Raw genomic sequence first — 26,983 nt, forward strand, 5'->3', positions numbered from 1 at the left:
CAGTCGATGGCCGACAGGTACCAGCAGTTCACCAAGTCCCCGATCGGCAGGTTCGTGGTGCCCAAGCTCGGCCTGCCCAGCCCGACTCCGTTGCGTCGCTACACGCCGGGCCAGCCCGCGCTCGATGGTCCCGCACTCGTGGGTGCCGCGCCGAACGGACGGCTGGAGAAGACCCTGACCAGCCAGCTCGCCGACGCCGGGATCGAGGTGCGCACCGAGGCCGCGGACGGCACGAAGTACGGCGCACTGGTCTTCGACGCCACTGGCATCAAGGATCCCAAGGACCTGCGTGAGCTGCACAAGTTCTTCCACCCGGTGATCCGCAAGGTGGGTACGTGCGGCCGCGTCGTCGTGGTCGGCACGCCCCCGGAGTTGGCCGGGGGCCGGGAACGCATCGCTCAGCGTGCGCTCGAAGGCTTCACCCGTTCCGTCGGCAAGGAGCTCAAGCGCGGAGCCACCGCGCAGCTCGTCTACGTCGCCGAAGGAGCTGAGGACGCGACCGAATCCACCCTGCGTTTCCTGCTCTCGGCCAAGTCCGCGTTCGTGGACGGCCAGGTCATCCGGGTCGGCACGGTGCCGGCGACGGGAAAGACGCAGGTACCCGCGAACTGGGAGAAGCCCCTCGAGGGCAAGATCGCGCTGGTGACCGGTGCGTCCAGGGGGATCGGCGCCGCCATCGCCGAGGTGCTCGCCCGTGACGGCGCGCACGTCGTCGCACTGGACATCCCGGCCCAGGGCGGTGACCTCTCGCAGGTCGCGAACAAGATCGGCGGTTCGGCACTGCAGCTCGACATCACCGCGGCCGACGCGCCGGAGAAACTCGCGACGTATCTCACCGAACGGCACGGCGGAGTGGACGTCGTCGTGCACAACGCGGGAATCACCAGGGACAAGACACTGGGCAACATGACCGAGGGCGGCTGGGACGCCGTACTCGCGGTCAACCTCAACTCCCAGCTCGCCGTCAACGACAAGCTGCTCGCCGGCAAGGTACTGAACGAGGGCGGACGGATCATCGGGGTCTCCTCGATCGCCGGAATCGCGGGCAATGTCGGCCAGACCAACTACGCCACGACCAAGGCCGGGGTCATCGGCATGGTGGACGACGGAGCGGCCCGGCTCGCCGAGCACGGCGGCACGATCAATGCCGTCGCACCTGGGTTCATCGAGACCAAGATGACGGCCGCGGTCCCCGTCGTCATTCGTGAAGCGGGACGCAGGCTGGCCAGTCTCGCCCAGGGTGGGCTTCCGGTGGACGTCGCCGAGACCATCGCCTGGTACGCCAACCCCGCCTCGGCTGCCGTCAATGGCAACGTCGTACGCGTGTGCGGCCAAGCCCTGATCGGCGCGTGACCTCATGGTCGTGAAGGAAATACACTCCGCGCCCAGCCTGTCGACGCTGTATCCCAAGGCGGCCCTCGGCGGGCTGCTGCCCGGCGGCAAGGGCGGCGGCAGCCTTCCGGATACCGAGTACGTGCGTCCCGACGTCGTCGTCGACCCCGCACATCTCGCGGCGTACAACGAGGTCTGCGGGTTCAGGCTGTCCGACGATCTGCCCGCGACCTACCCGCACATCCTGGCGTTCCCGTTGCAGATCGCGCTGATGACGGAGCAGGCGTTCCCTTTCCCGCTGCTGGGCATGGTGCACGTCGCCAACCGCATCACGCAGCGCAGGCCGGTTCGCCTCGGAGAGTCGTTCACGCTGCGCGTGCGGGTGGAGAACCTGCGTCCCCATGAGAAGGGGCAGCAGTTCGACGTGATCAGCGAGGTCATCCCGAGCCAGACGCCCGATGACGGTCCCGTGTGGACGGATGTGAGCACCTACCTCCGGCGCGGCGATGGGAGTGCTGAGCGGGGTGGAAAGCGCGAGCAGCTCGCTCCGCCGTCACCGACCGCGATCTGGCGGGTACCGGGGGACATCGGCCGCAGCTACGCGGAGGTGTCTGGTGACCGCAACCCGATCCACCTGCACCCGCTGACCGCGCGGATGTTCGGCTTCCCTTCGGCGATCGCCCACGGGATGTGGACCAAGGCGCACAGCCTGGCCGCGTTCGAGGGCAGGCTGCCCGACGCCTACACCGTCGACGTGCGGTTCAAGCTCCCCGTCCTGCTCCCCGCAAAGGTCGCCTTCACCACCTGGCGATTGGAGCCGGACAGCGGCGCGGAGCGTCTCCGTGGGGGGTGGCGAACGGGTGACGGGTGGGCGTTCGAGCTCTGGAACGCGCGTAAGCCCAAGCCACATCTGGAAGGCACCATCACCGCCCTGTGATCGCACTTTTCCGGGAAAGTGCGATACCGGGGTGACCGGGGCTATTGCTGGGGGGTCCAGACGCGGCCCTCGACCAGGTCGTTGAAGCCGAGCCAGACCAGGTTCATCAGCCAGGACGCGAGCACGCCGTCGGTGACCTCGCTGTGGTCCAGCCACCAGTCCGCCAGTGACTCGGCCGCGCCGACCAGTGCGGCGGCGAGGCCCTCACCGGACTTCTCGACCTGGTCGGCCAGGCCCTTCTGGCTGCCCGCCGAGACCACCAGCGCAGCGACGAGTTCGATGGCCCTGCTCCGCATCGAGGTGATCTCCTCGGCGAAGGAACCGCCGACGGCGAGTGCCTGCCGATGCAGGACCGTCCACGACTCCCGGTAGTCGGCGACGAAACGATAGAACGATCGGAGTCCATGCCAGAGCTGCATATCGGGAGGCAGGTCCGGCTGGATCCCGGCCTCGACGGCCTCCAGCAACCGGGAGGCCTCCCGGCGGATGCACTGGGCGAAGAGATCTTCCTTCGAGCCCAGGTACGTATAGATCATCGGCTTGGACACCCCGGCTACGTCCGAGATCTCGTCCATCGACGCCGAGTGGTAGCCATAACGCGAGAAAACTCGCACGGCCGCGTCCAGGATCTGCCTTTCGCGGACCGCACGGGGTAAGCGCTTGGCCCGTTCAGGCGAACGCTGTACATGCTCCGACACCCGTACCTCCTGTTCTCTTGAACGCTACAGGTTGACGAGGTCAGGGCCGAGTTTCGGCACGCTTGCCGCTCTACCTACTCACGGGTAGCCTTACGGACGAGTAGGTAGAGCGGGGGTGCGGATGACCGAGAAGACCGGGGTTTCGATGGCGGATCTGGCCGTCGTTCGTGGCGTCGCACTGCTCGATCTGCTCGAGCGCGCTGACCCTGCCGCACTCGATCCCGCGCTCGACGCCGACACCCTGGTCGGCAAGGTGAATCTCGCGGCGCTCGGCAAGGACGGCTTCCGCAGGCTGCTCGCCGTGCTGGTCCGGCTCGAGAGCGCGGTACCCGCACTGTCGCTGCGCCGGGTGGATCCGCAGCGTTTCGCCACCCTCGTCGGCCGTGCGTCGAACATGCAACTGGACCGCGTGCTCGCCGAACCGGAACTGCGGGCCAGGATGCTCGACGAGATCTTCGACCGGATGAGCGCGCAACTGCGGACCGAGCGGGCGCGGGACCTTGACGCGGTGGTGCACTGGCGCTTTTCCGGTGCCGTCGGCGGGGGCGGTTTCGATCGCGTCGAGACCGTCATCCGAAACGCCGAGTGCGTGGCGCGCAGGGAGTTGCTGGAGCAGCCGAGGGTCACCATCACCATCGCCCCCGCTGACTTCGTCAAACTCGTCACCCGGCAGACGACTCCGGCTGTGCTGTTCGTCACGGGAAGAATCAAGGTAAAGGGTGATCTGGCGTTCGCAACGGGGCTGATCGGATTCTTCGATCTTCCCGAACCGTCGTGAGCCGGTAGGATTCGCCGCCGTGTCCGAAAAAGACAAGCCGAAGACCTGGCGCGAGCGATTCCGTTTCTCGCGTACCACCGAAACTCCGGTCGGCGGACAGGACTCCGAGCATCCGATCAATGCCTTCGCCAGGCATGTCGAGGTGACCGCCCTGAGCCCGGCGCAGTTCGTTCAGTTGCTGGAAACCCTGGATATGTTGGGAAAGACCGGCGCCGGAATCGAGCTGAGCTCACTGTCCACCGAGGTGCTCGTCGATGTAGTGCATCGGGCGTCGAAGGAACAGATCAAGGCCATCGGCGAACACGAAGAACTACGCGCCGTGTTCATTGACGAGATTTTCCGCCGAATGTCCGACCATTTCGTTCCGGAACGTGCGAGAAACATCGACCTTGTCGTTTCCTGGCGATTTACCCCTGGCGATGGTGACGATGGTTTCGATCGGTTCCAAACGGTGATCGAGGACGGTATCTGCGTGTCCGGCGAGGACCTGGACCGTGCCCCGGACACAACGATCACCCTGGCCGCTGAGGACTTCATCCGGATGGCGACGGGCACCGTCGCGGTCGCGACCATGTTCGTCACCGGGAAGGTCAAGGTGAAGGGCGAGTACGCCCCGGCCGTGCGCTTCAGCAGCTACTTCGACCTGCCCCAGCCCTGAGGCTGGTCGAACTACTGCGGGTCGATGATCGGGCGCGGCTGCTGTGTGGGGCGCGATGACCGGTCGTCTTCGACGATCTCGCTGTCCACCACGATGACCCGCGGCTGCCCCGGCCCAGCTTGCTGCGGGTGTTGTGGATGCTGTGGATTCATCATCGGGGCGCGGCGTTCCAGCCTGCGCAACCACGAGCGGCGAATCAGGCTCCGCGAAGGCGGCAGCAGGAAGAGCAGCCCGGCGACGTCGCTGACAAAACCGGGCAGCAGGATCAGCAGCCCGCCGAGCGCGATCAGCATTCCGTCGGTGACCTCAGCGTGTGCGGACTTGCCCGACCGGGCGGTCTCCACGAACGCCTTGGCCGCCTTCGCGCCCTGACGGCGGGCGAGCGCCGACCCCAGGAACGCTCCGGCCAGCAGTAATCCGATGGTCGGGAAGAAACCGATCGCCGAACTCACCGCCCAGACGGCGGCCACCTCGGCAACCACGTAGAGCAGTAACGCGACAGCCATACCTTGTCCAACGTCCGAGGTGCCCGATTTGCTCCCGGGATGACCCATGCGGCGACAACGTCACCCGTTGTGCGGAGTCAGGCGAAAACCACCGCCCGCCGCACGGGAGTGCCGCGCGGCGGGCAGCGGTGTTCGCGCCTGCTAGAAGGTGATCGCCACCGACGGGTCCGAGAGCAGCGCTCCGACATCGGCAAGGAACTCCGAGCCCTGCTGGCCGTCGACCACACGGTGGTCGAAGCTCAGCGCGAGCTGCAGCACCTTACGGATCTTGATCTCGCCATCGACCACCCACGGGGTGTCGCGGATGGCGCCGAACGCCAGGATCGCCGACTCGCCGGGATTGACGATCGGCGTACCCGTGTCGACTCCGAAGACCCCGACGTTGCTGATCGTGATCGTGCCGTTGACCATGTCGGCGGGCGTCGTCTTGCCCTCCCGCGCGGTGGCCGTGAGCTCACCGAGTGCGCCGGCCAGCTCGGGCAGCGACATCGAGTCGGCGTCGCGGATCTTCGGCACCACGAGCCCGCGCGGGGTGGCCGCGGCGACCCCGAGGTGCACGTAGTCCTTGAAGACGATCTCGCCGGCTTCCTCGTCCCACGTCGCGTTGACGTCGGGAGTCCGCTTCGCGGCGAGGCATATGGCCTTGGCCGCGAACGCCAGCGGGGTCAGCTTCACTCCGGCGAAGGCCGGGCTGTTCTTCAGCCTCGCCCGCAGCTCCATCATCGGCGTGACGTCGACGGTGAGGAACTCCGTCACATGCGGTGCGGTGAACGCGCTCTGCACCATCGCCGTCGCGGTCGCCTTGCGGACACCCTTGATCTTCACCCTGCGCTCGCGCGATGCCGGGTCGATCGCGGGCGCCGCAGAGGCTTCCGCTTCCGGAAGTTCTCCGCTGATGCTGGTGCTGCCGTTGGCCGCCTTGTGCACGTCCTCCCGGGTGATCACCCCGCCGTCGGCCGAGCCCGAGAGCTCGTGCAGATCGACCCCGAGCTCCTTGGCGAGCTTGCGCACCGGCGGCTTCGCCAGCGGCACATACCCACCCTTCGGCGCCGCGGCGACAGGCTCCGCCGGCGCCGCCGGTGCCGTTTGGGATGTCCCCAATGTGGCATTGGGGACGTTGGAAGTACCCAATGCCACATTGGGGGACTTCCGCGGGCGACGTTTGGCGGACACCGCTTTGGAGCCGTAGCCGACCAGCGGCTTCATCTCCTCCTCGGCGGGGGCGGTTTCGGCCGGGGTCTCCTCGGCAGGCGCCGGTGCCGAGCCGTTGGAACCGGCAGGGACCGCGGGAGGCGCACCGTTCGGGTCGACGTCGACCGTGAGGATCGGCGTGCCGACCTCGACGGTCTGCCCCGGCTCCACGAGCAGTTCGGTGACCACGCCGGCCCACGGAATCGGCAGCTCGACGGCGGCCTTGGCGGTCTCCACCTCGACCACGATCTGGTTTACGGTCACCTCGTCGCCCGGCTTGACGCGCCAGTCGAGAATCTCCGCCTCGGTCAGCCCCTCCGCAGTGTCGGACAGGGGGAATTGCTTGTAGTCAGGCATCTGTCGAATCCCCCTTACCAGGCCAGCGAACGGTCGACGGCGTGCAGCACCCGATCGAGATCGGGCAGGAAGTGCTCCTCGAGCTTCGTCGGCGGATACGGGGTGTCGAACCCGGTAACCCGAAGCACCGGTGCTTCCAGGGAGTAGAAGCACTCCTGCTGCACTCGAGTGGCGATCTCCGAAGTCAGCGACGACTCCGAAGGCGCCTCACTCACCGCGATGAGCCTGCCGGTACGGCGTACCGACTCGAAAACCGGACCGAGGTCGAGCGGGGACAGCGTCCGCAGGTCGATCACCTCGAGCTGGCGTCCCTCCTCGGTCGCCGCCGTCGCGGCGTCGAGGCAGACCTTCACCGAAGGGCCATAGCCGACGAGGGTGGCGGCGTCGCCATTGCGGACGACTCTGGACGAGAACAGCGGGTCCGGAGTCGCCGCCGTGTCGACGGGAGCCTTCAGGTTGCCCGAGTGGTAGAGCCGCTTCGGCTCGAAGAACAGCACCGGGTCGTCGCAGGCGATGGCCTGCTGGATCATCCAGTAGGCATCGGCCGGGTTCGAGCAGGACACCACTTTCAGGCCCGCGACATGCGCGAACAGCGACTCCGGCGACTCCGAGTGGTGCTCCACCGCACCGATCCCGCCGCCGAACGGCACCCGGATCACCACCGGGACCTTGATCCGGCCCTCCGAGCGGTAGTGCAGCTTCGCCAGCTGGCTGACGATCTGGTCGAAGCCGGGGAAGATGAACCCCTCGAACTGGATCTCGCACACTGGCCGGAAGCCGCGTACGGCCAGCCCGACCGCCGTGCCGATGATCCCGGACTCGGCCAGCGGCGTGTCGAGCACGCGCTGCTCACCGAAGTCCTTCTGCAGGCCGTCGGTGATCCGGAAGACGCCGCCGAGCTTGCCGACGTCCTCGCCCATCATCAGGACCTTGTCGTCGGCCTCCATAGCCGCCCGCAGGCCCTGGTTGAGCGCCTTGCCGATGGTCAGGTTCTGCACGGTCGAGCTCGCCGCGCTCACGTTGTCCTTCACGGGGGCAGCCATCAGCGCTCACCTCCGGCGGTGGCGAAGCCGTCGAGGTAGGCCAGGTACTCCTCGCGCTGAGCGTCGAGTACCGGCGAGGACTCGGCGTAGACGTTCTCGAAGATCCGCTCAGGTGGTGGATCCGGCATGTTGAAGCAGAAGTCGCGCAGTTCGGCGGCGAACTCGTCCGACTCGGTCTGCACCTGGTCGAAGAAGTCCTGGTCGGCGCCGCCGCCGCGGGCCAGGTAGGCCCGGACACGCTCGATCGGGTCCTTCAGCTTCCACTCCTCCAGCTCGTCGGAGAGCCGGTAGCGGGTGGGGTCGTCGGTGGTGGTGTGGGCGTCCATCCGGTAGGTGAAGGCCTCGATCAGCACCGGTCCGTTGCCGTGCCTGCACTCCTCCAGCGCCCAGCGGGTCACCGCGAGACAGGCGAGTACGTCGTTGCCGTCCACCCGGATGCCGGGGAAGCCGTAACCCCGGGCCCGCTGGTACAGCGGCAGCCGCGACTGCCGTTCGGTCGGCTCCGAGATGGCCCACTGGTTGTTCTGGCAGAAGAACACCACCGGCGCGTCGTAGACCGCCGCCCAGACGAAGCCCTCGGCCACGTCACCCTGGCTGGTCGCGCCGTCACCGAAGTAGGTGATGGTGGCTTCACCGTCATCGTCTCCGACCTTGCCCTCGAACTTCTGCCCCATGGCGTAGCCGGTGGCGTTGAGGACCTGGTTGCCGATGACGATCGTGTACGGGTGGAAGCCGTGCTTCTTGAAGTCCCAGCCGCCCTGGTCGGTGCAGCGGAAGATGCCGAGCAGTTCCTTGAAGTCCACGCCCCTGGTGAAGGCAACGCCGTGTTCGCGGTAACTGGGGAACGCCATGTCGCGCGATTCGAGCGCGCGACCGGAGCCGATCTGTGCGGCCTCCTGGCCGAGCAGCGGAACCCAGATGCCGAGCTGGCCCTGGCGCTGCATGTGGTTGGCCTCGCGGTCTCCACGACGGACCAGCACCATGTCGCGGTAGAGCCCGCGCAGCGCTTCGGCGTCGATGTCGGCGATGTAAGGGTCGAACTGTGACGACGGGACCCGCTCGCCTTCGGGGGTGAGCAGCTGAGTGAGGTCAGTGCCACCTTCGTTTGTTGCTCGCAAACCCGCTATCACCTGTTCCGGAGTCGGTTCCGCCGCTGTTGCGGCTGGTCCGGCGCCAGGCTCCGGGCGCGTCCACTGTTCGGGGGACGACATGCGCTTGTCTCCTCGGTTCGGTGCCGCGCAGCCGCTTGTGGCGGCCACCACGACTTCGCCGGCGGCCACCTGCGCATCGGGTCCGAGCGCTCGGGTCACCGTCGGCGGTGACGGTTCACGCGGCCATCCTGACACGAACAGGCCTCGGATGGTGAGTCCTCGAAGCCGATTCGTTGCCGGAAAACGGTATCTGAGCTGCACAAACGTTTGGACTCCCGATGATGGGGCCGCCGAAAGTAGGGCATGCGTTCGCGTTCTGGACCAGGGGTGGGCGGTGAGTTCCCAGTCCTGACGGCGACCCGGCGCACCCAATGATCCGAGAAGGCCTCGAGTCTTTGTGACGTAGAGCACTGTGGGTGCGTGTCAGGATCGGGGCATGGATCAGCGGCTTGTGCGGGACACGGTTCGGACCATCTGGGAGGGCGAGGCGCTGGACAGCCTCGCGGGCTTCGTGACCATTCCTGGCTGGAGGCCGCCCTCGACCGGGCGGCGCGGACGTGTTCGCCAGGCAGTGGCGGGCGACAGGCCTCGGTGGGAACAATCCCGTTCCTCGGCCTGTTCGCCCGCACCTACCCCGACGCCCAGTTCGTGGTCACCGAGGCCGTAGCCCAGTTACTGCACGCCCACGCCCACGCCGACGCGTGAAGTCGCCGACGACTCCCGTCAGAGGTCGGCCTTCTTGAACTCGAACTCCCGGGCGGCATCGGAGGTGAAGTTGTACTTCAGCGTCGCGAGCCCGAACGGCTTCGCCGGGTCGACGCTGAACAGCGTGGTCGAGCGCGGTGGGTTGCGGTTCTCCGCCGGTCCGTAGGCGTAGTCGCCGGTGAGCCCGTCGAAGCTCACACTGCCGAGTTGCCTGGACGCCTCGAGGATGCCGTCCCTGGACAGGTCGCCCAGCTCCACCGCCTTCTCCAGCACTGCGGTCATCGCCCGGCCCTGGTTGTAACCGAAGGCGAAGTAGAAGTCCGGCTGCTGGTCCGGGGCGAACTGCGCGACGCGATCGACCATGTCCTTCATCCCGGGCACGGACTCGTCGCCCCACTCGGTTCCCTCGGAGGCGATCGTGACGTACTGCTGCATGTACGGCGCCACCGGCGACTTCGCCAGCGCGCCCACGTAGCTCGGCGACTGGGCGTACCACTTCGGCGTGAACTTGGCCTGCGCCGCCGTGCCCCAGATCTTGCCCGCGTCGGTCGGAGTCGCGGTCAGGAACACCATCTCGCAACCCGCCCCGGCGAGGGCGCCGACCTGTCCCGCGTAGTTCTCGGTGCTCACCTTGAACCGCTGCGTGTTCGTGACCGTGAAGCCGTACTTCTCGGCAGCGAAGTCGATCCCCTGCTGGCCCGCCTCGCCGTAGACGTCGTCCTGCACCATCGTGCAGATCTTCGACTCCGGCGTGCCACCGCCCTCGGACAGGTAGTGATCCATCGCGTTGATCGACTGGATTTGGTACGGCGCGCCGACCGGCAGCAGGTTGTCCTCCCGCACCCACAGCGCGTCGAGGGACGCCGGCGCGGCCAGGATCTTGTCGGACCGCAGCTGCGGCAGCACGGCGAGGGTGGGCGCGGTGCCGAGGACCTGCGTGAACGCCGCGACCTCGCCCTTGATCTTGTTGTACTGCTGGACGGTGACGTCCGGCTTGTACTGGGTGTCCTCCTGCACGAGTTCGACCTTGTACTTGCCCGCGATACCGCCCTGCGAGTTGATGTGGTCGAACCACACCTTGTTTCCGGAGGTGAGCGGCTGGCCGATCACCGCGATCGGGCCGGAGAGCGGGCTGAGCACGCCGAGTTTGATCGTCGTGCCGTCGAAACCGGTCGTGGTGGCCGGCTCGCCCGCCTGGCCCTCACCCGAACCGCCTTCGTCGCCCGCGCCACCACAGGCCGTGACGGCCAGTGCCGCCACGGCGAGAACTGCCGTGAGCTTCCTTCGATGCACCTGCATGGTGACGCCTCCTGTCATCAATACGAGAACGGCCAGGCCTTGAAGTAGTTCTTCGCCCGCAGCCAGATCCCGGCGAGGCCGCGTGGTTCCAGTACCAGGAACAGCACGATGAGCACTCCGAAAATGGCCTGGTTGAGCGCGAAGACGCTGATGAAGCCGTCCCCGCCGACCGACGTGCGCACGCCGGGGATGATCGCGCTGTAGCGGTCGATCAGCGCGGGCAGCGCGCCGACGAAGATCGCCCCGAGCACGGAGCCGAAGATCGTTCCGAGCCCACCGACGATCACGATCGCGATGTACTGGATCGACAGCAGCAGGTTCCACTCGTCCGGGCTGACGAACTGCTGGTACGAGCCGAACAACGCGCCCGCCATCGAGGCGATGGCACTGGAGATCATGAACGCGCCGATCTTGTACCTGCCTGCCCGCACCCCGATCACCTCGGCGGCCTGGTCGCGGTCACGGACGGCCTGCAGTGCCCGGCCGGGCCTGGTCCGGACCAGGTTCTTGGCGAGCAGCGCGACGATGGCGACCAGGCCCCAGACCAGCCAGAAGTAGCCCTGGTTACGCGAGTAGGTCTCCCCGACGATGGTCAGTGCGCCGAAGTCCACCGGACCGATCGCCACGTCGGTGTTCACCGAAGTGCCGGAGTTGCCGCCGGTCAGATCGCCGAGGTTTCGCCACAGATGCTCGCCGACGAAGATGAGACCGAGAGTGACGATCGCCAGGTAGTGCCCGCGCAGCCGCAGCGTGAACGGGCCGATCAGGCCACCGAGCGCGCCGCCGACCAGCGCGGCCGCGAGCAACCAGAGTGGCAGCGGCAGGCCGAGGTCGCCGCCGACCCGCGCGGTCACATATGCCCCGGCGCCGATGAAGAACGCGTGGCCGAGGGAGATCTGCCCGCAGTAGCCGGTGAGCAGGTTCAGCCCGATCGCGCCGACCGCGGTGATGCCGACGTAGATCAGCACGGAAAGCCAGAAGTCGTCCTGCACCACGGCGGGCAGTACGAGGAAGACGACGACCATGGCGACGAGGCCGAACTTCGCCCACGGCGTGCCGAACAGCCGCAGGTCCTCACGGTAGGAGCGGGTGAGGTTGCGGTGCGGGGTGGCTGACCGGCGCTTGCGGAAGGAAGCGAGGAACGGGAACGCGCGCGTTCTGGAGAAAATACGGTGCGGGGTGGCGCGGGAGGACCGGCGCCTGGTCGCGATCGCCATCAGATCCGTCTCACTTCCTTGGTACCCAGCAGCCCGTATGGCCGGATCAGCAGGATCACGATCATCAGCAGGTAGGGGACGATGACCGAGACGTTGTCGCCGGCCCAGGAGAAGAGCTGGTCCTGGTAGCCGCGGGTCAGGGCCTCCGCGAGGCCGATGATCAGGCCGCCGAGCACGGCTCCCGCCGGGGAGTCGAGGCCGCCGAGGATCATCGCCGGGAACGCTGCCAGTGCGATGAACCCGATCGATGGCGACAGCCCGCCCGGCCCGGCTGCCATCGTGATCCCGGCGAGCGCGGCCAGTGCCGCCGCGATCGCCCAGGACACCGCGTACACCCGGCGCGCGCTGATGCCCTGCGCCAGCGCTGCCTCTGGATCGAACGCGGTCGCCCGCATCGCCAGCCCGAGTGAACTGAACCGGAAGAAGAGGAAGAAGGCGATCACCACGGCGGCGGTGAGACCGATCGTCCACAGGTCACGGACACCGAACACCAGCCCGCCGACCTCGACCGTGCGGATGTTCCACGGGTTGTTCACCTGCTTGTTCTCGAACCCCCAGATCGCCGTGATCAGCGGTTCCAGGACGAACAGCAGGCCGATGGTGATCATGATGACGGCGAACGGGGGCTGTCCGACCATTCTGCGCAGCACGATCCGCTCGAACGCCGCGCCGACCACGGCGGCGGAGAGACAGCCCAGCACCACGGCGACGGCGAACGCGATCGCCAGGTTGTTGGAGAAGGTGTAGCCGAGGTAGGCGCCGAGGGCGAGCAGGCCGCCCTGGGCGAAGTTGATCACGCCGGTCGACTTGTAGATGACCACGAAACCCAGCGCCACGAGCGCGTAGGTCGACCCGAGCGCGAGCCCGGCGAAACAGTTCTGCAGAAACGCGGTCACGTGCTCACCTCCCCGCCACTCGCACTTTCCCAGGAAAGTGCGACGAGGACCGCGCATCGTGCGGCACTCGAGGACTCGCACTTTCCCGGGAAAGCGCGGTTCTGGGCGGTCATCGGTACATCGCCTCGATCTCGTCGGCGAATCGCTCGGCTATGGCCCTGCGCTTGACCTTCTGGGTCGCGGTCAGTTCGCCGTCCTCGTGGTCGAGCTCCTTGTCGATCAGCGTGAACTTCTTGATCTGCTCGACGGCGGCGAGGTCGTGGTTGGCCTCGGTGATCACGCTCTGCACGAGGTTGCGGATCTCCGGTTTCGACGAGAGGTCGGCGTAGGTGGTGTATGCCAGCCCGCGCCGGGTCGCCCAGTCTCCGACCGTGTCCCGCTCGACGCCGATCAGCGCGGTCAGGTACTTGCGCCGGTCCCCGGTCACGACGGCCTCGCGAATGTAGGGCGAGACCTTCAACCGGTTCTCGATCTCCGAGGGCGACACGTTCTTGCCGCCCGCGGTGATGATGATGTCCTTCTTGCGGTCGGTGATCCGCAGGAATCCGTCGGCGTCTATTTCCCCGACATCGCCGGTGTGCAGCCAGCCTTCCGGGTCGACCGTGGCCGCCGTGGCGTCCGGATTGTCCAGGTAGCCCTGGAAAACTCCCGCCGAACGGGTCAGGATCTCGCCGTCCTCGGCGATCCGAACCTCCACACCGGACATTGGCACGCCGACGGAGCCGAGGCGCACATCGCCGGCGGGTGTCAGCGTGCAGACAGCCGTGTTCTCGGTCTGCCCGTATCCTTCCCGCACCGGAATTCCGATGGCCCACAAGTACTCCAGCACCTGTGGCGCGATCGGCGCGGCACCGCTGATCGCCGTCCTCACCCGGACCATGCCAAGCTTCTCGCGGAGCGGCCGGAAGACGAGGGTGTCGCACAGGGCGAACATCAGCCGGTCGGCAAGCGTGGCCGTGCCCGCCATCCGCCGCGGCGCGATCCGTCTGCCCTGATGCACACAGGCGCGGTACAGCCAGCGCTTGAGCCGGGAGGCATCCGCCATGCGAATCTCCACGCCGGCCAGCATCTTCTCCCACACCCTTGGCACGCCGAGGAAAACCGTCGGTTGGACGTCGCGCAGGTCGTACTGAAAGGACGGACCGCCCTCGCCGAAGTTCACCACCGAGCCGGCCCAGACCGCGTCCACCACGGAGATCAGCCGTTCCGCGATATGACACAGCGGCAGGTAACTGAGCACCTCGTCGCGCTGGTCGCTGCCGAGCGCCTCGACGAACACGCGCGCCGAGGCCACCAGGTTCGCGTGCGAGATCATCGCCCCCTTCGGCGGCCCGGTGGTGCCCGAGGTGTAGACGAGAATCGCCGTGTCCGCAGGATCGAGGCGGGCCACCGACTCCGCGTATGCCGCCAGCGTGCCGGTGGCGTCATCGCGTTGTTCGATTTCGGCGAAGGTGAGCAGCGCCTCGTCAGCGTCGAGCCGGACGCCGCGCGGATCCATCACCACCAGGTGCCGCAGGTCGGGCAGCTGGTCCCGGACGGCCAGCGTCTTGTCCAGTTGTTCCTCGTCCTCGGCGATCAGCACACTGCAGCGGGAGTGCCCGAGCAGATACTGCACCTCCATCGCGGGTGAGGTCGGGTAGATCCCGATGCTCTGCGCGCCGAGTCCCTGCACGGCGAGGTCGGCGATCACCCACTCCGGCCGGTTCTCGGCGTGGATCGCGACCCTGGCGCCGGGGCCGACACCGAGTTCACGCAGCCCGGCCGCGACCTTCGCGACGCGCTCGGCGTACCCGGACCAGGTCCACTCCCGCCAGCAGCCGCGGTGCTTCTCCCTGATCGCAATGTCGTCGCCGTGTTCCCGCGCGAGTTCCAGTAGTCGCGCGGGCAGGGTGTCCACAGTGGCCGGTGCATCGACAGCGGTAGTCATGCCGCACCACCAAGGTAGGCCTCGATCACCTGTGGGTCGTTCTGCACATGGGCCGGTGTCCCCTCGGCGATCGCGACGCCGAAGTCCAGCGCCAGCACACGGTCCGCGAGGTCCATCACCAGCCGCATGTCGTGCTCGACCAGGATCATCGCCAGGTCCAGTTCCGCGCGGACCTCGATCAGGTACCTGGCCATGTCCTCGGTCTCCTCGAGGTTCATGCCCGCCACCGGTTCGTCGAGCAGCAACAGTCGCGGACGCATCGCCAGAGCGCGTCCGAGTTCGGCTCGTTTCGCCACTCCGTAGGGCAGCATTCCTGCCGGAGTCCAGCGGTAGGGCTCGAGTTCGAGCAGTTCGACGATCTCCTCGACCGCGGCGCGGTGGCTGATCTCCTCGCCTTTCGCCCTGCCCCACCACAACATTCCGCTCAGGAAGCCGGTGCGCATCAGGTGATGACGGCCGAGCATCAGGTTGTCGATCAGCGACAGGTGCTGGAACAGGCCGAGGTTCTGGAACGTCCTGGCCACGCCGAGCGACGCGATGGCCGCGGGCGCGCGACCGAGCAACTGCTGCCCGTCCAGGGTGACGCTGCCCTGTTGTGGGCGGTAGACGCCGTTGAGACAGTTGAAGATAGACGTCTTTCCCGCACCGTTCGGCCCGATCACCGCGAACAGTTCGCCTTGCCGCACGCCGAATCCGACGCCGTCCAGTGCGGTCACGCCGCCGAAACGCATCGTCAGGTCCCGCACCTCGAGCAGTGGGAAATCCGGCTTCGTCACGCGCTCCATCGCTTCTTCCTCCGGTAGCTCTTGACGTCGGCGAAGGAGCGACGCTCTAGGGCGTCATCAGTTGCGGTGCCCAGATAGAACTCGCGGATGTCCTCGTCGGCGAGCAGTTCGCTCGCGGGACCGTCCTTGACGACCTTTCCGGTCTCCAGCACGTAACCGGAGTGCGCGATGGACAACGCCATCATGGCGTTCTGCTCGACCAGTAGCACGCTCGTGCCCTGCGCGTTGATCTGCACGATGATGTCGCGTACCTGTTCCACCAGTTTCGGAGCGAGACCGAGTGAGGGCTCGTCGAGCAGCAGCAGTCTTGGCGCGGCCATCAGTGCGCGGCCGATCGCGACCATCTGCTGCTCGCCACCGGAGAGGTAGCCCGCGACGGACTTGCGCCGCCCCGCCAATGCCGGGAACAGTTCCATGACCCTGGCGTAGGACTCGCGGACCTCGGCACGCGATCGCCGCGTGTAGGCGCCGGTGCGCAGGTTTTCGTCGACGGTGATCTCGGCGAAAATCCGCCTGCCCTCCATCACCTGCGCGATTCCCTTGCGGACGACGTCCGCGGGGTCGGCGCCGGTGATATCCTCCTCGTCCAGCCGGACCGCACCTTTGGTGATCTTGCCTCGGTGCGGGGACAACAGCCCGGTGACCGCGCGGAGCAGGGTGGTTTTGCCCGCACCGTTCGCCCCGAGCAGCGCGACGATCGACCCGGCCCCGACCTGCAGGCTCAACCCGCGCAGGACCAGCACCACATCCTCGTAAACGACCTCGAGGTTGTTCACGGACAGTGCCGCAGGGGTCGGTGCCGGCCGCTCAGTTGTCGCCGCGTGAGCAGCAGGCGTGGAGCGGTTACCCATACCGATGTCCCCGTTCCTGTCGAACAAGCCGGACAAAGCGGAGTGATGTGGATCACGCAGATTGTGAACGTAGCCCCGGGTTTGCCTCTGGGCAATAGCCGGGACGAACTGTGACCAGGAGCTGGGCGCAACGATCGGATCAAGGTGGTTTTTTTTACCTGTTCGGCCCGGATTCCGTCGTTCCCTTTCGTCTGCCTGGTGGAAAGCGGATGGCAGGATGGCGGCGTGGAACAGAATTCCGTACGTGAAACCGTCCGTGGGCTGTGGACGAACGACATCCTGCCCAGCCTGTCCGGCCTGGTGGAGATCCCGGCGCTCTCGCCCGGCTTCGACTCCGAATGGCAGCGCTCCGGCCATCTCGACGCCGCGATCGAGCACGTTCGCGCGTGGCTCGCTGCCCGGGTGATCCCCGGTGCGAGCATCGACGTGGTACGCCTCGACGGCCGCAGTCCGGTGCTGCTGCTCGATGTCCCGGCCACGCCGGGTGCCGAGGATCGGGGCACCTTGCTGATGTACGGCCACCTCGACAAACAACCGCCGGTCGGGGGCTGGTCCGAAGGGCTGGGGCCGTGGACCCCGGTGCTGCGTGACGGGCGGCTCTACGGCCGGGGATCGGCTGACGACGGCTACGCGGGTTACGCCGCGACCGCCGCGCTGGAGGCCGTGCGGGCAGGTGGCGGCGTACACGCGCGCACTGTCGTGCTGCTGGAGACAGGCGAGGAGTCCGGCAGCCCGGACCTGCCCTTCTACCTGGAGCACCTGGGCGAGCGGCTCGGCCAGGTCACCTTCGTCGTCTGCCTCGACTCCGGGGGTAACGACTACGAGCGGCTGTGGCTGACCACCAGTCTGCGCGGACTGGCGCAGGTCCGCGTCACCGTGCGGGTCCTCGACTCGGCGCAGCACTCCGGTCTGGCCAGCGGGGTCGTCGCGAGCTCGTTCCGGGTGCTGCGCAGGCTGCTGGACCGGATCGAGGACTCCGAGACCGGCGAGATCCTGCTGGACGAGCTGAACGTGGAGATCCCGGCGAACCGGCGGGAGGAGGCAGCCGCCACCGCACAGGTCGCCCCCGGTGCCGTCAAGTCGTCCTTCCCGTTGCACGGTGCCACCCGGCCGGTCGTCGAAGACGAGCTGGAGCTGCTGCTGAACAACAGCTGGCGCCCCACGTTGTCGGTCATCGGCGGAGCCGGACTCCCCGTCCCAGACGAGGCGGGCAACGTCCTGCGTGCCGGGACGACGCTGGCGCTGAGCTTCCGGCTACCGCCGACGGCCGACTCGGCGGCCGCGCTGAAGGCCGTCGAGACCGTGCTGACGAACGAAGTGCCGTACTCGGCCACTGTGGAGCTCAGTGGCACCGAGCATGCCGACGGCTGGAACGCTCCCGAGTCCGCCCCATGGCTTGCCGGTGCGCTGGAGCAGGTCAGCGCGGACGTCTTCGGTCAGCCCTGGCGCAGCGTGGGACTCGGTGGGTCGATCCCGTTCATGGGGTTGCTCGGGGAGAAGTACCCGGAGGCGCAGTTCCTGGTCACCGGTGTCCTCGGCCCGGACTCCAACGCACACGTGCCGGACGAGTGGCTGCATGTGGAGCACGCCCAGCGGGTGACCGAGGCCGTGGCCCACATCCTCGACGCCCACGCCAAGGGCTGAGCACGAGCGGCCGTCCACGCCACCCCTGGATGTGCGGGGTGGCGTGGACGGCCGTCAGCTCTCCAGGGTTTGTGCGAACAGCGGGACGGCCTTGTCGATCGCGTGCTTGGTCGCCAGCGTGGATCCGCCGGAGAACGCCGAGATCAGGGTCGGATCGTCCAGGATCAGCAGGCGGCCCTGCTTCGCGGCGGGGATCTCGCCGAGCAGCGGGTCCGCGCGCAGCTTCGCGGCCTCGTTGCCGATCGGGAAGACGACGGTCAGGTCGGCGCTGAGCAGGTCGAGGCGTTCGGCGGAGACGTCGACGTAGAAGTTTCCGCTGGCCAGTGCGTCGATCTCCGGCTTGTTCTCGAAGCCGAGTTCGGTCATGAAGGCGACCCGTGCGTCGCCCTTGACGTATGCGCCGTACTGGCTGCCGAAATAGGCGCCGAGACCGACCTGTTTGCCCGCGAACTCCGGATGCGCCTCGGCCGCCTCGTCGAAAGCGGTCTCGACCTCCTTGATCTGTCGCTCGCCCTCGTCGGCGAGACCCAGCGCCGTGGACACCATCGTCATCTGCTGCTGCCACGTGGTGCCGTAGGACACGACGTCCGGCGGCGGGTCGATCACCGGCGCGATCTGCGACAGCTTGTCGTGGGTGTCCTTGTTCCCGTCCGAACGGGTGTTCAGGATGAGGTCCGGCTGCAGGGCCGCCACCTGCTCGTAGTTGATCTCGGTGGTCCCGAGCATGGTCGGGGGCGCGTCGTACAGACCCTCCGCCCATGGGCCCACGCCGTTGCCGCCGAAGCCGAGCCAGTCGCTCGCGCCGACCGGTTGCACGCCGAGCGCGAGCGCGGTCTCGGCATCCGACCAGCCGAGCGCCACGACCCGCTCCGGCTTCTCCGGCACGGTGACCTCGCCGAACATCGTGTTGATGGTGACCGGATAGGCGCCGGCGTCGCCGGGTGCGGGTTCGGCGCCGTTGTCACCGGTTCCGCTGTCGCCGTCCGATCCGCATGCCGTGAACGCGAAGGCCGCGGCAGCGACCGTGATCACGCCCAGCGCTCGCCGCCTGATGCCGTGGAACACTCGAACTCCCTGAATAGCGAAACCTGATTGAACTTCGAAGGAAGGCTAGCCTTCACTAAGAAATTGGGCCAGGTTTGCTGCCAAGGCGTGACGCGCGACTCGTTCAGGCGAGGCGGGTCAGCTGCACCGACACCTCTGGGGTGGAGCCCGCGCCGCCGGTGAAGATCCCCTTGAGTGGTGCGACGTCGGAGTAGTCGCGGCCGGTGGCGACCCATACGTGCCGGGGTCCGACGGGCATCGCGTTGGTGGGGTCGTATGCCCACCAACCGCCGGTCCAGACGTCCACCCACGCGTGGCTCTCCCCGGCTACGGTCTCGCCGAGCGCGGCCGATGGCCGGGTGTGCAGGTAGCCGGAGACATACCTGGCCGGAATGCCGATCGAGCGCAGCATCACCAGCGTGACGTGCGCGTAGTCCTGGCACACGCCCTCGCGGGCCTGCCACGCGTCGGTCGCGGTGCTGTGTACTCCGGTGCTGCCGGGGCGGTAGGTCAGCTGGTCGTGCACCCATTTCGCGATCGCCAGCACGGTGTCCGCCGGACCCCTGCTCTTGCGCAGAGCCTGCGCCACCGAGGCAAGCTCGCGGTCGCGCGGCGTGTACTTCGTGGGTTGCAGGTACTCGGTGTGTTCATCGATCACCGACTCCGACCGGAGGTCCTTCCAGGTGCCCTCCCGGACCGGTTCGGCCGCGCCAGCGGTCTCGACCACGGAGGTCGCCAGCACGGTGAACTCGGTGTGCGGGGCGTGCAGGTCGAACGAGGTGACCTCGGTGCCCCAGTAATCGGTGTAGCGGTAGGCCCTGGTGGCGGGGGTCGTCTCGATCCTGGTCGCCAGCACGTTCTGCGTCCGGTCGGACCGTGGGGTCAACCGTGCCTCGTTGTAGGACTGCGTGGCGGGCGACGCGTACTGATACCCGGTGCTGTGCACCACGCGTACCTGCCAGCTGTCTTCCGACGTCATCACAGTGATACCTCCGTACCTCGCCAGGCTACCCATGGCGCGGAGTGGAAGTACTGCACGGAGACCGCCTCACCGACATCGCGGATGGTGCTCTGCAACGCGTTCAGCCTGCGGGGCAGTTCCTCAAGCAGGTCGGCGGGGCGAAGGAATTCCAGCTCGCTGCGAGCGCGCCCGAGCAGACGCAGTGCCTCGGCCTTCTCGTTCGTCCGCGAGTGCAGTTCGGGGTCGAGCTGGTCGAGGCACTCCTCCGCCTGCCGCAGCGCGTGGAACACCGAGCGGGGAAACAGTGTGTCGCGCAGGAGGAACTGCACGACCCGGCCCGCGTCCAGCGCACCACGGTAGGTCCGCAGGTAGGTGTCCTGCGCACCGGCCGAGCGCAGCACCGTCACCCAGCCCGGAGAGGAAGCCTTGTCCTGTACGCGGGACAGCAGCAGGCGTACCACCATGTCCGCACGCTCGACCGACCGGCCGAGCACCAGGAAGAGCCAGCCGTCGTCGCGGCTCATGGTGGAGTCGGCGAGCCCGGCGAACATCGCGGCGCGTTCCTCCACAAACGACAGGAAGGAGTGCGGCCCGACCCTGCGGGCGTAGCGCTGCCGTTCCGGCACGGCGTTCCAGGTCGCGTTGAGGCATTCCCACAGCTCGGTGGAGACCACCTCGCGGGCACCCCTGGTGTTCTCCCGTGCCGAGTTGATCGAACCGACGATGGAACTGGCGTTCTCCTTGGAGTACGCCACCAGTTCGGTCAGCTTCCACACATCCAGTTCACCCTGGTCGTCCGGCAGGATCCCCAGCACGGCGAGCAGTTGCCTGCTGGCGAAGTCGGAGTCGACACTCGCGTCCTCCAGCAGCTGATGGACGGACACGTTGAGGATGCGCGCCGTGTCGTCGGCACGCTCGACGTACCTGCCTATCCAGTACAGGGATTCGGCATTTCGTGCGAGCATCGGCGCCTCCTCATGCCTGTGTTTTAGCTGCCTGCTGTTGTTGCTGTTGCTGGGACGTCGTCAGCTCTGGTCCCTGCTCGGCGACAAGACCGTCCACAGTAGATGTCTCCGCCAGCGAGGGCGAATCCAGCTCCCGTTCGGCCGTCGAGGACCGGGCCGCCAGCACCCAGGTGTCCTTCGAGCCGCCGCCCTGCGAGGAGTTCACCACGAGACTGCCCTCCGGCAGTGCGACCCTGCTGAGTCCGCCGGGCAGCACGAAGATCTCCTTGCCGTCGTTGACTGCGAACGGCCGTAGGTCGACGTGCCGGGGTGCGAGCCGATCATCCACTTTGGATGGAACCGTGGACAGCTGGACCACCGGCTGGGCGATCCAGCCGCGCCGGTTGGCCTTGACCTTGCGCCGGATCGCCGCGAGTTCCTTCGGCGAGGCGTCCGGCCCGAACACGATGCCGTACCCGCCTGAGCCCTCCACCGGTTTGATCACCAGCTCATCCAGGTGTGAGAGCACGTAGTCGTGTTCGTCGGAGTGCCAGCACCGGTAGGTGTCCACATTGGGCAGAATCGGCTTCTCGTCCAGGTAGTACTTGATCATTTCGGGCACGTAGGTGTAGACGAGCTTGTCATCACCCACGCCGTTGCCGACCGCGTTCGCGATGACGACGTTGCCCGCGCGGGCCGCGTTGAGCACGCCGGCCACGCCCAGCACGGAGTCCGGCCGGTAGTGCACCGGGTCCAGGAACTCGTCGTCGATCCTGCGGTAGATCACGTCCACCGCGCGCTCGCCCTCGGTGGTCCGCAGGTAGACGATGTTGTCCCTGCAGAACATGTCCCTGCCCTCGACCAGTTCCACGCCCATGAGCCGGGCCAGCAGCGAATGCTCGAAGTAGGCCGAGTTGTGCACACCGGGGGTCAGCACGACCACGACGGGGTCGGCGACGTTCGGTGCGGCCGCCGCCCGTAGCGCGCGCAGCAGGTGCGCGGCGTAGTCACCGACGGGGCGCACCCGGTGCTTGGCGAACAGGTCCGGGAAGACCCGTGTCATCGTCCGCCGATTCTCCATCACGTACGACACACCGGAGGGGTTGCGGAGGTTGTCCTCCAGCACCCGGAACGTCCCCTCCTCGTCCCGAACCAGGTCGATGCCGGCCACGTGGATCCGGACGCCGTTGGGCGGGTTGACCCCGAAGGCTTCCCGCTGGAAGTGCGCGCAGGAGGTGATCAGCCTGCGGGGCAGCACGTTGTCGGCCAGGATCTGCGCATCGCCGTAGACGTCGGCGAGGAACGCCTCCAGTGCCCTGACCCGCTGCGTTACCCCGCGTTCCAGCCGGGTCCACTCCGCCGCCGCGACGACTCTGGGCACCAGGTCGAGCGGGAACGGCCGCTCCTGGCCGGACAGGGAGAACGTGATGCCCTGGTCCACCATGGCCCGATCCAGCGCTTCCGCCCGCGCGCTGAGGTCGGTCGCGGCGAGCGTGGAGATCGACTCGTAGAGCGAGCGGTACGGCGGCCGGACGACGCCGTCCGGACCGAACATCTCGTCGAAGGCACCGGGATAGGGGCGTCCCGGCGCGAGGTAGCCGTCGAACTGCGCACCGGGCCTGCTGGTGGTCCTCGCCCTGGCGGGGCGGGCCCTGCGGCCGGAGGGCGGCAGCTTCGGCGCGGAGTTGGCGTTCATGGGGCCTCACCCTGCCACGTGCACCCGGTAGAGCTTCGGCCCGGCGGTCACCAGGACCGCCGGCTCGGTTACTCCCGGTGCGGCAGCCGCGAGCCAGCCCGCCCGGCTCTCGCCGCCTGCCGCCGAGGTCGCGTCGGGACGGCCGACGCCGGTGATTCCGCCGCCGACCACCACGCCGGTGGCATCGACCACCAGGACACAGTCCGCCCGTTTGCCGTCCATCGCAGCCCAGCCGCGCAACAGCGCGCCACCCGAGGGCGGGCCACTGTCGATCACCCCAGTGGCCGTTCCCACGGAGCTGAGGTCGACGGTGTCGCCGAGTTCGGTGTCCCCGCAGCCCAGGGTGAAGTCGTCGGTGAAGGGATAGGCCCCCAGCGCTTTCGCGGCGGGCAGCACACCGGGCTGGATGCGCAGGTCGAGCAGCGCGTCCCTGGCCTGCACCTGGAGTGCGACTCCTTGCGCACCTCGGCGATCTTCGGATAGCCCAGCAACTGGGTGGTGGCACCGGAGACGAGGATGACGACCACCACGGTGCGCGTCCGGACCCGTGGCCAGCTCAGCGCGAGCAGGGCCACGGCGAGCACCAGGAAGAACAAGGCGGGGACCCAACTGATCCCGTTTGTGCTCTGCAGCCACAGTTCGGCCCCGTGCGGGGACAGCAGGAGCAGTGCGAAGGCCGTCGTGAGGGCCGCTTTCTTCGGGACAGGCAGGTTCGCTGGCAGCATCAGGTGCAGCAGGGCCACGACCGCGGCGGTCAGCACCACGGCGAGGACGGTGAGCACGCGATTGTCCCCGGCGAACAGGACCGCGTCGCTCCAGAAGAGCAGCGCGGGGATCGCGAACGGCTGATCGAGGTGGTAGGTGAACAGCGCTGCGGGGAGCAGCAGGCCCTCGTCGTCGGTCACCTTCGCCAGCACGTGCCAGTGATCGAGCAGCAGGTGCATCCGTGGCGCCCGCACGGCCAGAACTGCCGCGCCGGTGATCGGGAGTAGCGCGAGCAGGTAGAGCGAGCGGACTCCCCAGAGCGTGCGCACGGATGGAGGTTAGCCAGCGGGCCTGGGGATCTCTCCCGCCGACGCGCGTCGCAACGGTGCTGTAACTTGCCGATACTGGGTTCTGGTGCCAATGGATGGCAGGATGCGTGAACTCAAGCCAGTAAGAACTACTAGGAGTGACATCGTGGCGCGTCGATCCCCCCGCAGGGCGTTTGTCCTGCTGTCCGCGCTGGCCCTGGCCGTCACCACGGCCGGCTGTGCGGAAGAAGTCAACACCGGTGGCGACTCGGAGGCCGGGGGCGAGATCTCGCTGGTCAAGGAGGGCGCGCTCACCACGTGCACGCACCTGCCGTACCCGCCGTTCCAGTTCACCCAGGGCGGCGAGACCGTGGGCTTCGACGTTGACCTCGTCGACCTGGTGGCCAAGGACCTGGGCGTCGAGCAGGAGATCTTCGATACCTCGTTCGAGGGCATCGAGTCCGGTCAGTCCTTCGAGACCGGCCAGTGTGATCTGGCGGCTGCCGCGATCACGATCAAGGACGAACGCAAGAAGGTGATGGACTTCTCCGAAGGGTACTTCGACGCCAACCAGGTGCTGTTGGTGAAGAAGGGCTCGGGGATCGACAGCCTGGACAAGCTCAAGGGCAAGACTCTCGGTGTGCAACTCAGCACGACCGGCGAGGACTACGGCGAGGAACACAAGGGCGAGTTCGGCTACAACGTCCGCCAGTTCGAGGATCTCGCCCTGCTGCAGACCGCGGTGAAGACCGGCCAGGTCGACGCCGGGATCAACGACAACTTCGTGATGTACCAGTTCGTCAAGGACAACCCGGACACCGAGGTGACCGAGGAGTTCGAGACCGGTGAGGAGTACGGCATCGCGGTCCGTAAGGGCAATGGTGCGCTGCTGGCCAAGATCAACGAGGTACTGGCGAAGGCCAAGAGTGATGGCACCTACGACCAGATCTACGAGAAGTGGTTCGGGACGAAGCCGGAGTCCAAGTAAGCGGAATAACCGGCCTCTTCTCTAGGAGTTCACGACGTGGGTATGTCGCGGCGCAAACGCGCCCGGGTGTTTCGTGGTGCCCAGTACGCCGTACTGGTGGTCGTTGTCCTGCTGCTCGCGATCTTTGCCGACTGGCCGACGATCGCGAAGGCGTTCTTCAATTTCGACGCCGCCGCACAGCAGTTTCCGGGGATCATCCAGACGGCGCTGGTCAACACCATCATCTACACGGCGCTGGGATTCGCACTCGGGCTGGCGCTCGGGCTCATCTTTGCGTTGATGAAGTTGTCCCCGGTAGGGCCGTATCGCTGGATCGCCACGGCCTACATCGAATTCTTCCGTGGTGTTCCGGCGCTACTGGTGTTCATCGCGCTCGGCTTCGGTGTCCCGCTGGCGTTCGGCATCCAGTTCGACATCTACTCCACCGCGGCGATCGCGCTGGGTCTTGTCGGTTCGGCCTACATCGCGGAGACGCTGCGCGCCGGTATTCAGGCGGTCCCGCCCGGGCAGGTGGAAGCCGCGCGGTCGCTGGGAATGTCCGCGGGCAGAGCGATGGTCACCATCGTCATCCCGCAGGCGTTCCGGATCATCCTGCCGCCGTTGACCAACGAGTTGATCCTGCTGACGAAGGACTCCTCGTTGATCTATCTGCTCGGCCTCTTCCGGGACGACTACGAGCTGGCGAAGTTCGGCCGTGAGGGACTGAACAACACCCAGTCCCTCACCCCGATCCTGCTTGCCGGGCTGTGCTACCTGATCATCACGCTGCCACTCGGTTACCTGTCGCGGTACCTGGAACGCAGGACCGGGCGCAAGAAGCAGCAGGGCCTGGAGGTCGAGGCATGAGCGACTGGCACCGTGAGCGAGTCGGGTACGGCATTGAGCGATGTGCAGCCCGCCGGCGAGTGAGGCAAGGGGTATGAGCGACTGGCACCGTGAGCGAGTCGGGTACGGCATTGAGCGATGTGCAGCCCGCCGGCGAGTGAGGCAAGAGGTATGAGTGACGTGATCGTCAATGTGACCGGGCTGCGCAAGGCCTTCGGCCAGCTGGAGGTCCTCAAAGGAATCGACCTCCAGGTCGAGCGCGGTCAGGTGGTCTGCATCATCGGGCCGTCCGGTTCGGGCAAGTCAACGCTGCTGAGGTGCGTGAACCTGCTGGAGGAACCCAACGGCGGCAAGGTCGTCGTCGGGGAGCACGAACTGACCGACCCCGACGTCGACCTCGACTTCGCCCGTCGGGGCATCGGCATGGTGTTCCAGTCGTTCAACCTGTTCGCCCACCTGACCGTGCTGGACAACCTGACCGTGGCCCAGCGCAAGGTGCTGAAGCGAAGCAAGACCGAAGCCGAGAAGGTCGCGCTGACCAACCTGGAGCGGGTCGGCCTCGCGGAGAAGGCGAACGCGATGCCCTCGCAGCTCTCTGGTGGGCAGCAGCAGCGGGCAGCCATCGCCAGGGCGCTGGCGATGGACCCGGAGGTCATGCTGTTCGACGAGCCGACCTCCGCGCTGGACCCCGAACTGGTCGGTGACGTACTCGGCGTGATGCGCAAACTCGCCGACGAGGGCATGACCATGCTCGTGGTCACCCACGAGATGCAGTTCGCCCGCGAGGTCGCCGACAAGGTCCTGTTCATGGACGCGGGGGTGGTGGTCGAGCAGGGCCCGCCCACGCAGGTGATCGCCGATCCCCGGGAGCCGCGTACGCAGGAGTTCCTCTCCAGGGTGCTCAACCCGATTCACAGCGGGGAGTAGCCCCAGGTGGCACCCGCCGCCGGTCGGCCGTTGGGCACACGGCCGACCGGTAAGACGGAGTCCACGGCGCTCCAGCGGTGCCGAGAAGAGGCCACGTTCGCCGAAGCGAGGCGAAAGACCTCCTGCACCACCCGTAGCGCAGGAGTCGTTACGGCCGATCGGCGCGCCACTCCTGTTCCTCCGGTGCGGCGTCGTACTCCGGCGCGGATGGCGCAGGGGCACGCTCCCAGAAGAACTCCACGCCCCCACGCCTTCGGCGGCGCACACCGACCGCAGTCGTGCGGTTCTGCCCGACGCCTGCGCTCAGTGCCTCTTCCAAGTGGACCTCGGTCAGTGACAACGCGCTCAATCCCGCTGTGGCGCCCGGCGTGCGCTCCATCTCGCTCAGATACTCGGCAAGCAGGTCATCCGGCAGGCTCACGCGAGGCCGCAGCGGCATCGGGGTATCCCGGAACGCGGTGACGACGTATTCGCCGGGCTGTTCGCACGCCTCGATCTCGAACCCAGTGGCCCTGAGGTAGCCGGTTAGCGCCACTCCAGGACTGGGCTGATCAGCGTCCATTGAGACAGCTTATTACGACCACCTTCGTCGTTTCTTGCATGAAAGTTG

The 26,983-nt window shown here is 67.3% G+C and carries 26 protein-coding genes; 8 read left to right on the top strand and 18 right to left on the bottom strand.

Annotated elements, in window-relative coordinates; all coding sequences use genetic code 11:
• Positions 1-6: 6 nt before the first annotated feature.
• Together D0C15_RS23735 and D0C15_RS23740 are read left to right on the top strand one after the other, a co-directional pair.
• Positions 7-1,353 carry a 3-oxoacyl-ACP reductase gene (locus tag D0C15_RS23735; RefSeq protein ID WP_116049484.1) on the top strand — a complete coding sequence of 449 codons (1,347 nt, stop codon included), beginning with the start codon at positions 7-9 and terminating at the stop codon, positions 1,351-1,353.
• Positions 1,354-1,357: 4 nt separating this feature from the next.
• Positions 1,358-2,269, top strand: a complete 912-nt coding sequence (locus tag D0C15_RS23740) for a MaoC/PaaZ C-terminal domain-containing protein (RefSeq protein ID WP_116049486.1) — start codon at positions 1,358-1,360, stop codon at positions 2,267-2,269.
• A gap of 41 nt (positions 2,270-2,310) precedes the next feature.
• Here D0C15_RS23740 and D0C15_RS23745 read toward each other — a convergent pair whose 3' ends face one another.
• Positions 2,311-2,967: a TetR/AcrR family transcriptional regulator gene (locus tag D0C15_RS23745; protein ID WP_116049488.1), complete on the bottom strand. Its 657-nt coding sequence runs from the start codon at positions 2,965-2,967 to the stop codon at positions 2,311-2,313.
• A 121-nt stretch (positions 2,968-3,088) separates the two neighbouring features.
• Here D0C15_RS23745 and D0C15_RS23750 point away from each other — a divergent pair, with 121 nt between their 5' ends.
• Both D0C15_RS23750 and D0C15_RS23755 read left to right on the top strand, forming a co-directional pair.
• Entirely contained in the window at positions 3,089-3,745 is a 657-nt protein-coding gene (locus tag D0C15_RS23750) for an SCP2 sterol-binding domain-containing protein (protein WP_116049490.1), read from the top strand.
• A gap of 115 nt (positions 3,746-3,860) precedes the next feature.
• Complete coding sequence (locus D0C15_RS23755; RefSeq protein ID WP_162830231.1) at positions 3,861-4,403, top strand: SCP2 sterol-binding domain-containing protein; 543 nt, start codon at positions 3,861-3,863, stop codon at positions 4,401-4,403.
• An 11-nt stretch (positions 4,404-4,414) separates the two neighbouring features.
• Here D0C15_RS23755 and D0C15_RS23760 read toward each other — a convergent pair whose 3' ends face one another.
• The 10 genes from D0C15_RS23760 to D0C15_RS23805 form a co-directional block, all read right to left on the bottom strand.
• Positions 4,415-4,909, bottom strand: a complete 495-nt coding sequence (locus D0C15_RS23760; RefSeq protein ID WP_116049493.1) for an FxsA family protein — start codon at positions 4,907-4,909, stop codon at positions 4,415-4,417.
• Positions 4,910-5,050: 141 nt separating this feature from the next.
• Positions 5,051-6,457: a dihydrolipoamide acetyltransferase family protein gene (locus tag D0C15_RS23765; protein ID WP_116049495.1), complete on the bottom strand. Its 1,407-nt coding sequence runs from the start codon at positions 6,455-6,457 to the stop codon at positions 5,051-5,053.
• A 14-nt stretch (positions 6,458-6,471) separates the two neighbouring features.
• The gene (locus D0C15_RS23770) at positions 6,472-7,500 is read right to left on the bottom strand and encodes an alpha-ketoacid dehydrogenase subunit beta (RefSeq protein ID WP_116049497.1); all 1,029 of its coding nucleotides are present in this window, start codon (positions 7,498-7,500) and stop codon (positions 6,472-6,474) included.
• The gene (gene pdhA / locus D0C15_RS23775) at positions 7,500-8,711 is read right to left on the bottom strand and encodes a pyruvate dehydrogenase (acetyl-transferring) E1 component subunit alpha (RefSeq protein ID WP_116049599.1); all 1,212 of its coding nucleotides are present in this window, start codon (positions 8,709-8,711) and stop codon (positions 7,500-7,502) included. Before pdhA ends, D0C15_RS23770 begins: the two co-directional genes overlap by 1 nt.
• A 663-nt stretch (positions 8,712-9,374) precedes the next feature.
• Positions 9,375-10,655 (bottom strand): ABC transporter substrate-binding protein, encoded by a 1,281-nt coding sequence (locus tag D0C15_RS23780; RefSeq protein ID WP_245976156.1) that lies wholly within the window; start codon positions 10,653-10,655, stop codon positions 9,375-9,377.
• 17 nt (positions 10,656-10,672) lie between these two features.
• Complete coding sequence (locus tag D0C15_RS23785) at positions 10,673-11,872, bottom strand: branched-chain amino acid ABC transporter permease (RefSeq protein ID WP_116049499.1); 1,200 nt, start codon at positions 11,870-11,872, stop codon at positions 10,673-10,675.
• The gene (locus D0C15_RS23790) at positions 11,872-12,768 is read right to left on the bottom strand and encodes a branched-chain amino acid ABC transporter permease (RefSeq protein WP_116049501.1); all 897 of its coding nucleotides are present in this window, start codon (positions 12,766-12,768) and stop codon (positions 11,872-11,874) included. Before D0C15_RS23790 ends, D0C15_RS23785 begins: the two co-directional genes overlap by 1 nt.
• 109 nt (positions 12,769-12,877) lie before the next feature.
• Positions 12,878-14,695 (bottom strand): AMP-dependent synthetase/ligase, encoded by a 1,818-nt coding sequence (locus D0C15_RS23795; RefSeq protein ID WP_116049503.1) that lies wholly within the window; start codon positions 14,693-14,695, stop codon positions 12,878-12,880.
• Positions 14,692-15,480, bottom strand: coding sequence for an ABC transporter ATP-binding protein (locus D0C15_RS23800; RefSeq protein WP_116049505.1), 789 nt, complete (start codon positions 15,478-15,480; stop codon positions 14,692-14,694). The genes D0C15_RS23795 and D0C15_RS23800 overlap by 4 nt, the downstream gene beginning before the upstream one ends.
• The gene (locus D0C15_RS23805; protein ID WP_116049507.1) at positions 15,468-16,331 is read right to left on the bottom strand and encodes an ABC transporter ATP-binding protein; all 864 of its coding nucleotides are present in this window, start codon (positions 16,329-16,331) and stop codon (positions 15,468-15,470) included. The genes D0C15_RS23800 and D0C15_RS23805 overlap by 13 nt, the downstream gene beginning before the upstream one ends.
• 225 nt (positions 16,332-16,556) lie before the next feature.
• Between D0C15_RS23805 and D0C15_RS23810 the strand changes: the two genes are divergently transcribed.
• A complete protein-coding gene (locus D0C15_RS23810) occupies positions 16,557-17,975 on the top strand; it encodes a M20/M25/M40 family metallo-hydrolase (RefSeq protein WP_116049510.1) in 1,419 nt (472 codons plus the stop codon).
• 54 nt (positions 17,976-18,029) lie between these two features.
• Here D0C15_RS23810 and D0C15_RS23815 read toward each other — a convergent pair whose 3' ends face one another.
• From D0C15_RS23815 to D0C15_RS23840, 6 genes are all read right to left on the bottom strand, one after another.
• Positions 18,030-19,040: an iron-siderophore ABC transporter substrate-binding protein gene (locus D0C15_RS23815; protein ID WP_245976157.1), complete on the bottom strand. Its 1,011-nt coding sequence runs from the start codon at positions 19,038-19,040 to the stop codon at positions 18,030-18,032.
• 103 nt (positions 19,041-19,143) lie between these two features.
• On the bottom strand, positions 19,144-19,998 hold the full coding sequence (locus tag D0C15_RS23820; RefSeq protein ID WP_116049512.1) for a transglutaminase family protein: 855 nt from the start codon (positions 19,996-19,998) through the stop codon (positions 19,144-19,146).
• Positions 19,998-20,945, bottom strand: a complete 948-nt coding sequence (locus D0C15_RS23825) for an alpha-E domain-containing protein (protein WP_116049514.1) — start codon at positions 20,943-20,945, stop codon at positions 19,998-20,000. Before D0C15_RS23825 ends, D0C15_RS23820 begins: the two co-directional genes overlap by 1 nt.
• A gap of 10 nt (positions 20,946-20,955) precedes the next feature.
• Positions 20,956-22,620: a circularly permuted type 2 ATP-grasp protein gene (locus D0C15_RS23830; RefSeq protein WP_116049516.1), complete on the bottom strand. Its 1,665-nt coding sequence runs from the start codon at positions 22,618-22,620 to the stop codon at positions 20,956-20,958.
• 6 nt (positions 22,621-22,626) lie between these two features.
• Positions 22,627-22,914: a hypothetical protein gene (locus D0C15_RS23835; RefSeq protein WP_162830226.1), complete on the bottom strand. Its 288-nt coding sequence runs from the start codon at positions 22,912-22,914 to the stop codon at positions 22,627-22,629.
• The gene (locus D0C15_RS23840; protein WP_116049521.1) at positions 22,893-23,654 is read right to left on the bottom strand and encodes a hypothetical protein; all 762 of its coding nucleotides are present in this window, start codon (positions 23,652-23,654) and stop codon (positions 22,893-22,895) included. Before D0C15_RS23840 ends, D0C15_RS23835 begins: the two co-directional genes overlap by 22 nt.
• A gap of 145 nt (positions 23,655-23,799) precedes the next feature.
• On the opposite strand from D0C15_RS23840, the gene D0C15_RS23845 reads away from it, so the two are divergent.
• From D0C15_RS23845 to D0C15_RS23855, 3 genes are all read left to right on the top strand, one after another.
• Positions 23,800-24,621: a basic amino acid ABC transporter substrate-binding protein gene (locus D0C15_RS23845; RefSeq protein ID WP_116049524.1), complete on the top strand. Its 822-nt coding sequence runs from the start codon at positions 23,800-23,802 to the stop codon at positions 24,619-24,621.
• Between the two features lie 36 nt (positions 24,622-24,657).
• Positions 24,658-25,467: an amino acid ABC transporter permease gene (locus D0C15_RS23850; RefSeq protein WP_116049526.1), complete on the top strand. Its 810-nt coding sequence runs from the start codon at positions 24,658-24,660 to the stop codon at positions 25,465-25,467.
• A gap of 150 nt (positions 25,468-25,617) precedes the next feature.
• A complete protein-coding gene (locus D0C15_RS23855) occupies positions 25,618-26,373 on the top strand; it encodes an amino acid ABC transporter ATP-binding protein (RefSeq protein ID WP_116049529.1) in 756 nt (251 codons plus the stop codon).
• Between the two features lie 148 nt (positions 26,374-26,521).
• Here the strand turns inward: D0C15_RS23855 and D0C15_RS23860 are convergent, their stop codons facing one another.
• Entirely contained in the window at positions 26,522-26,935 is a 414-nt protein-coding gene (locus D0C15_RS23860) for a hypothetical protein (RefSeq protein WP_162830227.1), read from the bottom strand.
• Positions 26,936-26,983 lie beyond the last annotated feature (48 nt).

Origin of the sequence: Amycolatopsis palatopharyngis (assembly GCF_003385185.1) — a bacterium.
GTDB lineage: Bacteria > Actinomycetota > Actinomycetes > Mycobacteriales > Pseudonocardiaceae > Amycolatopsis > Amycolatopsis palatopharyngis.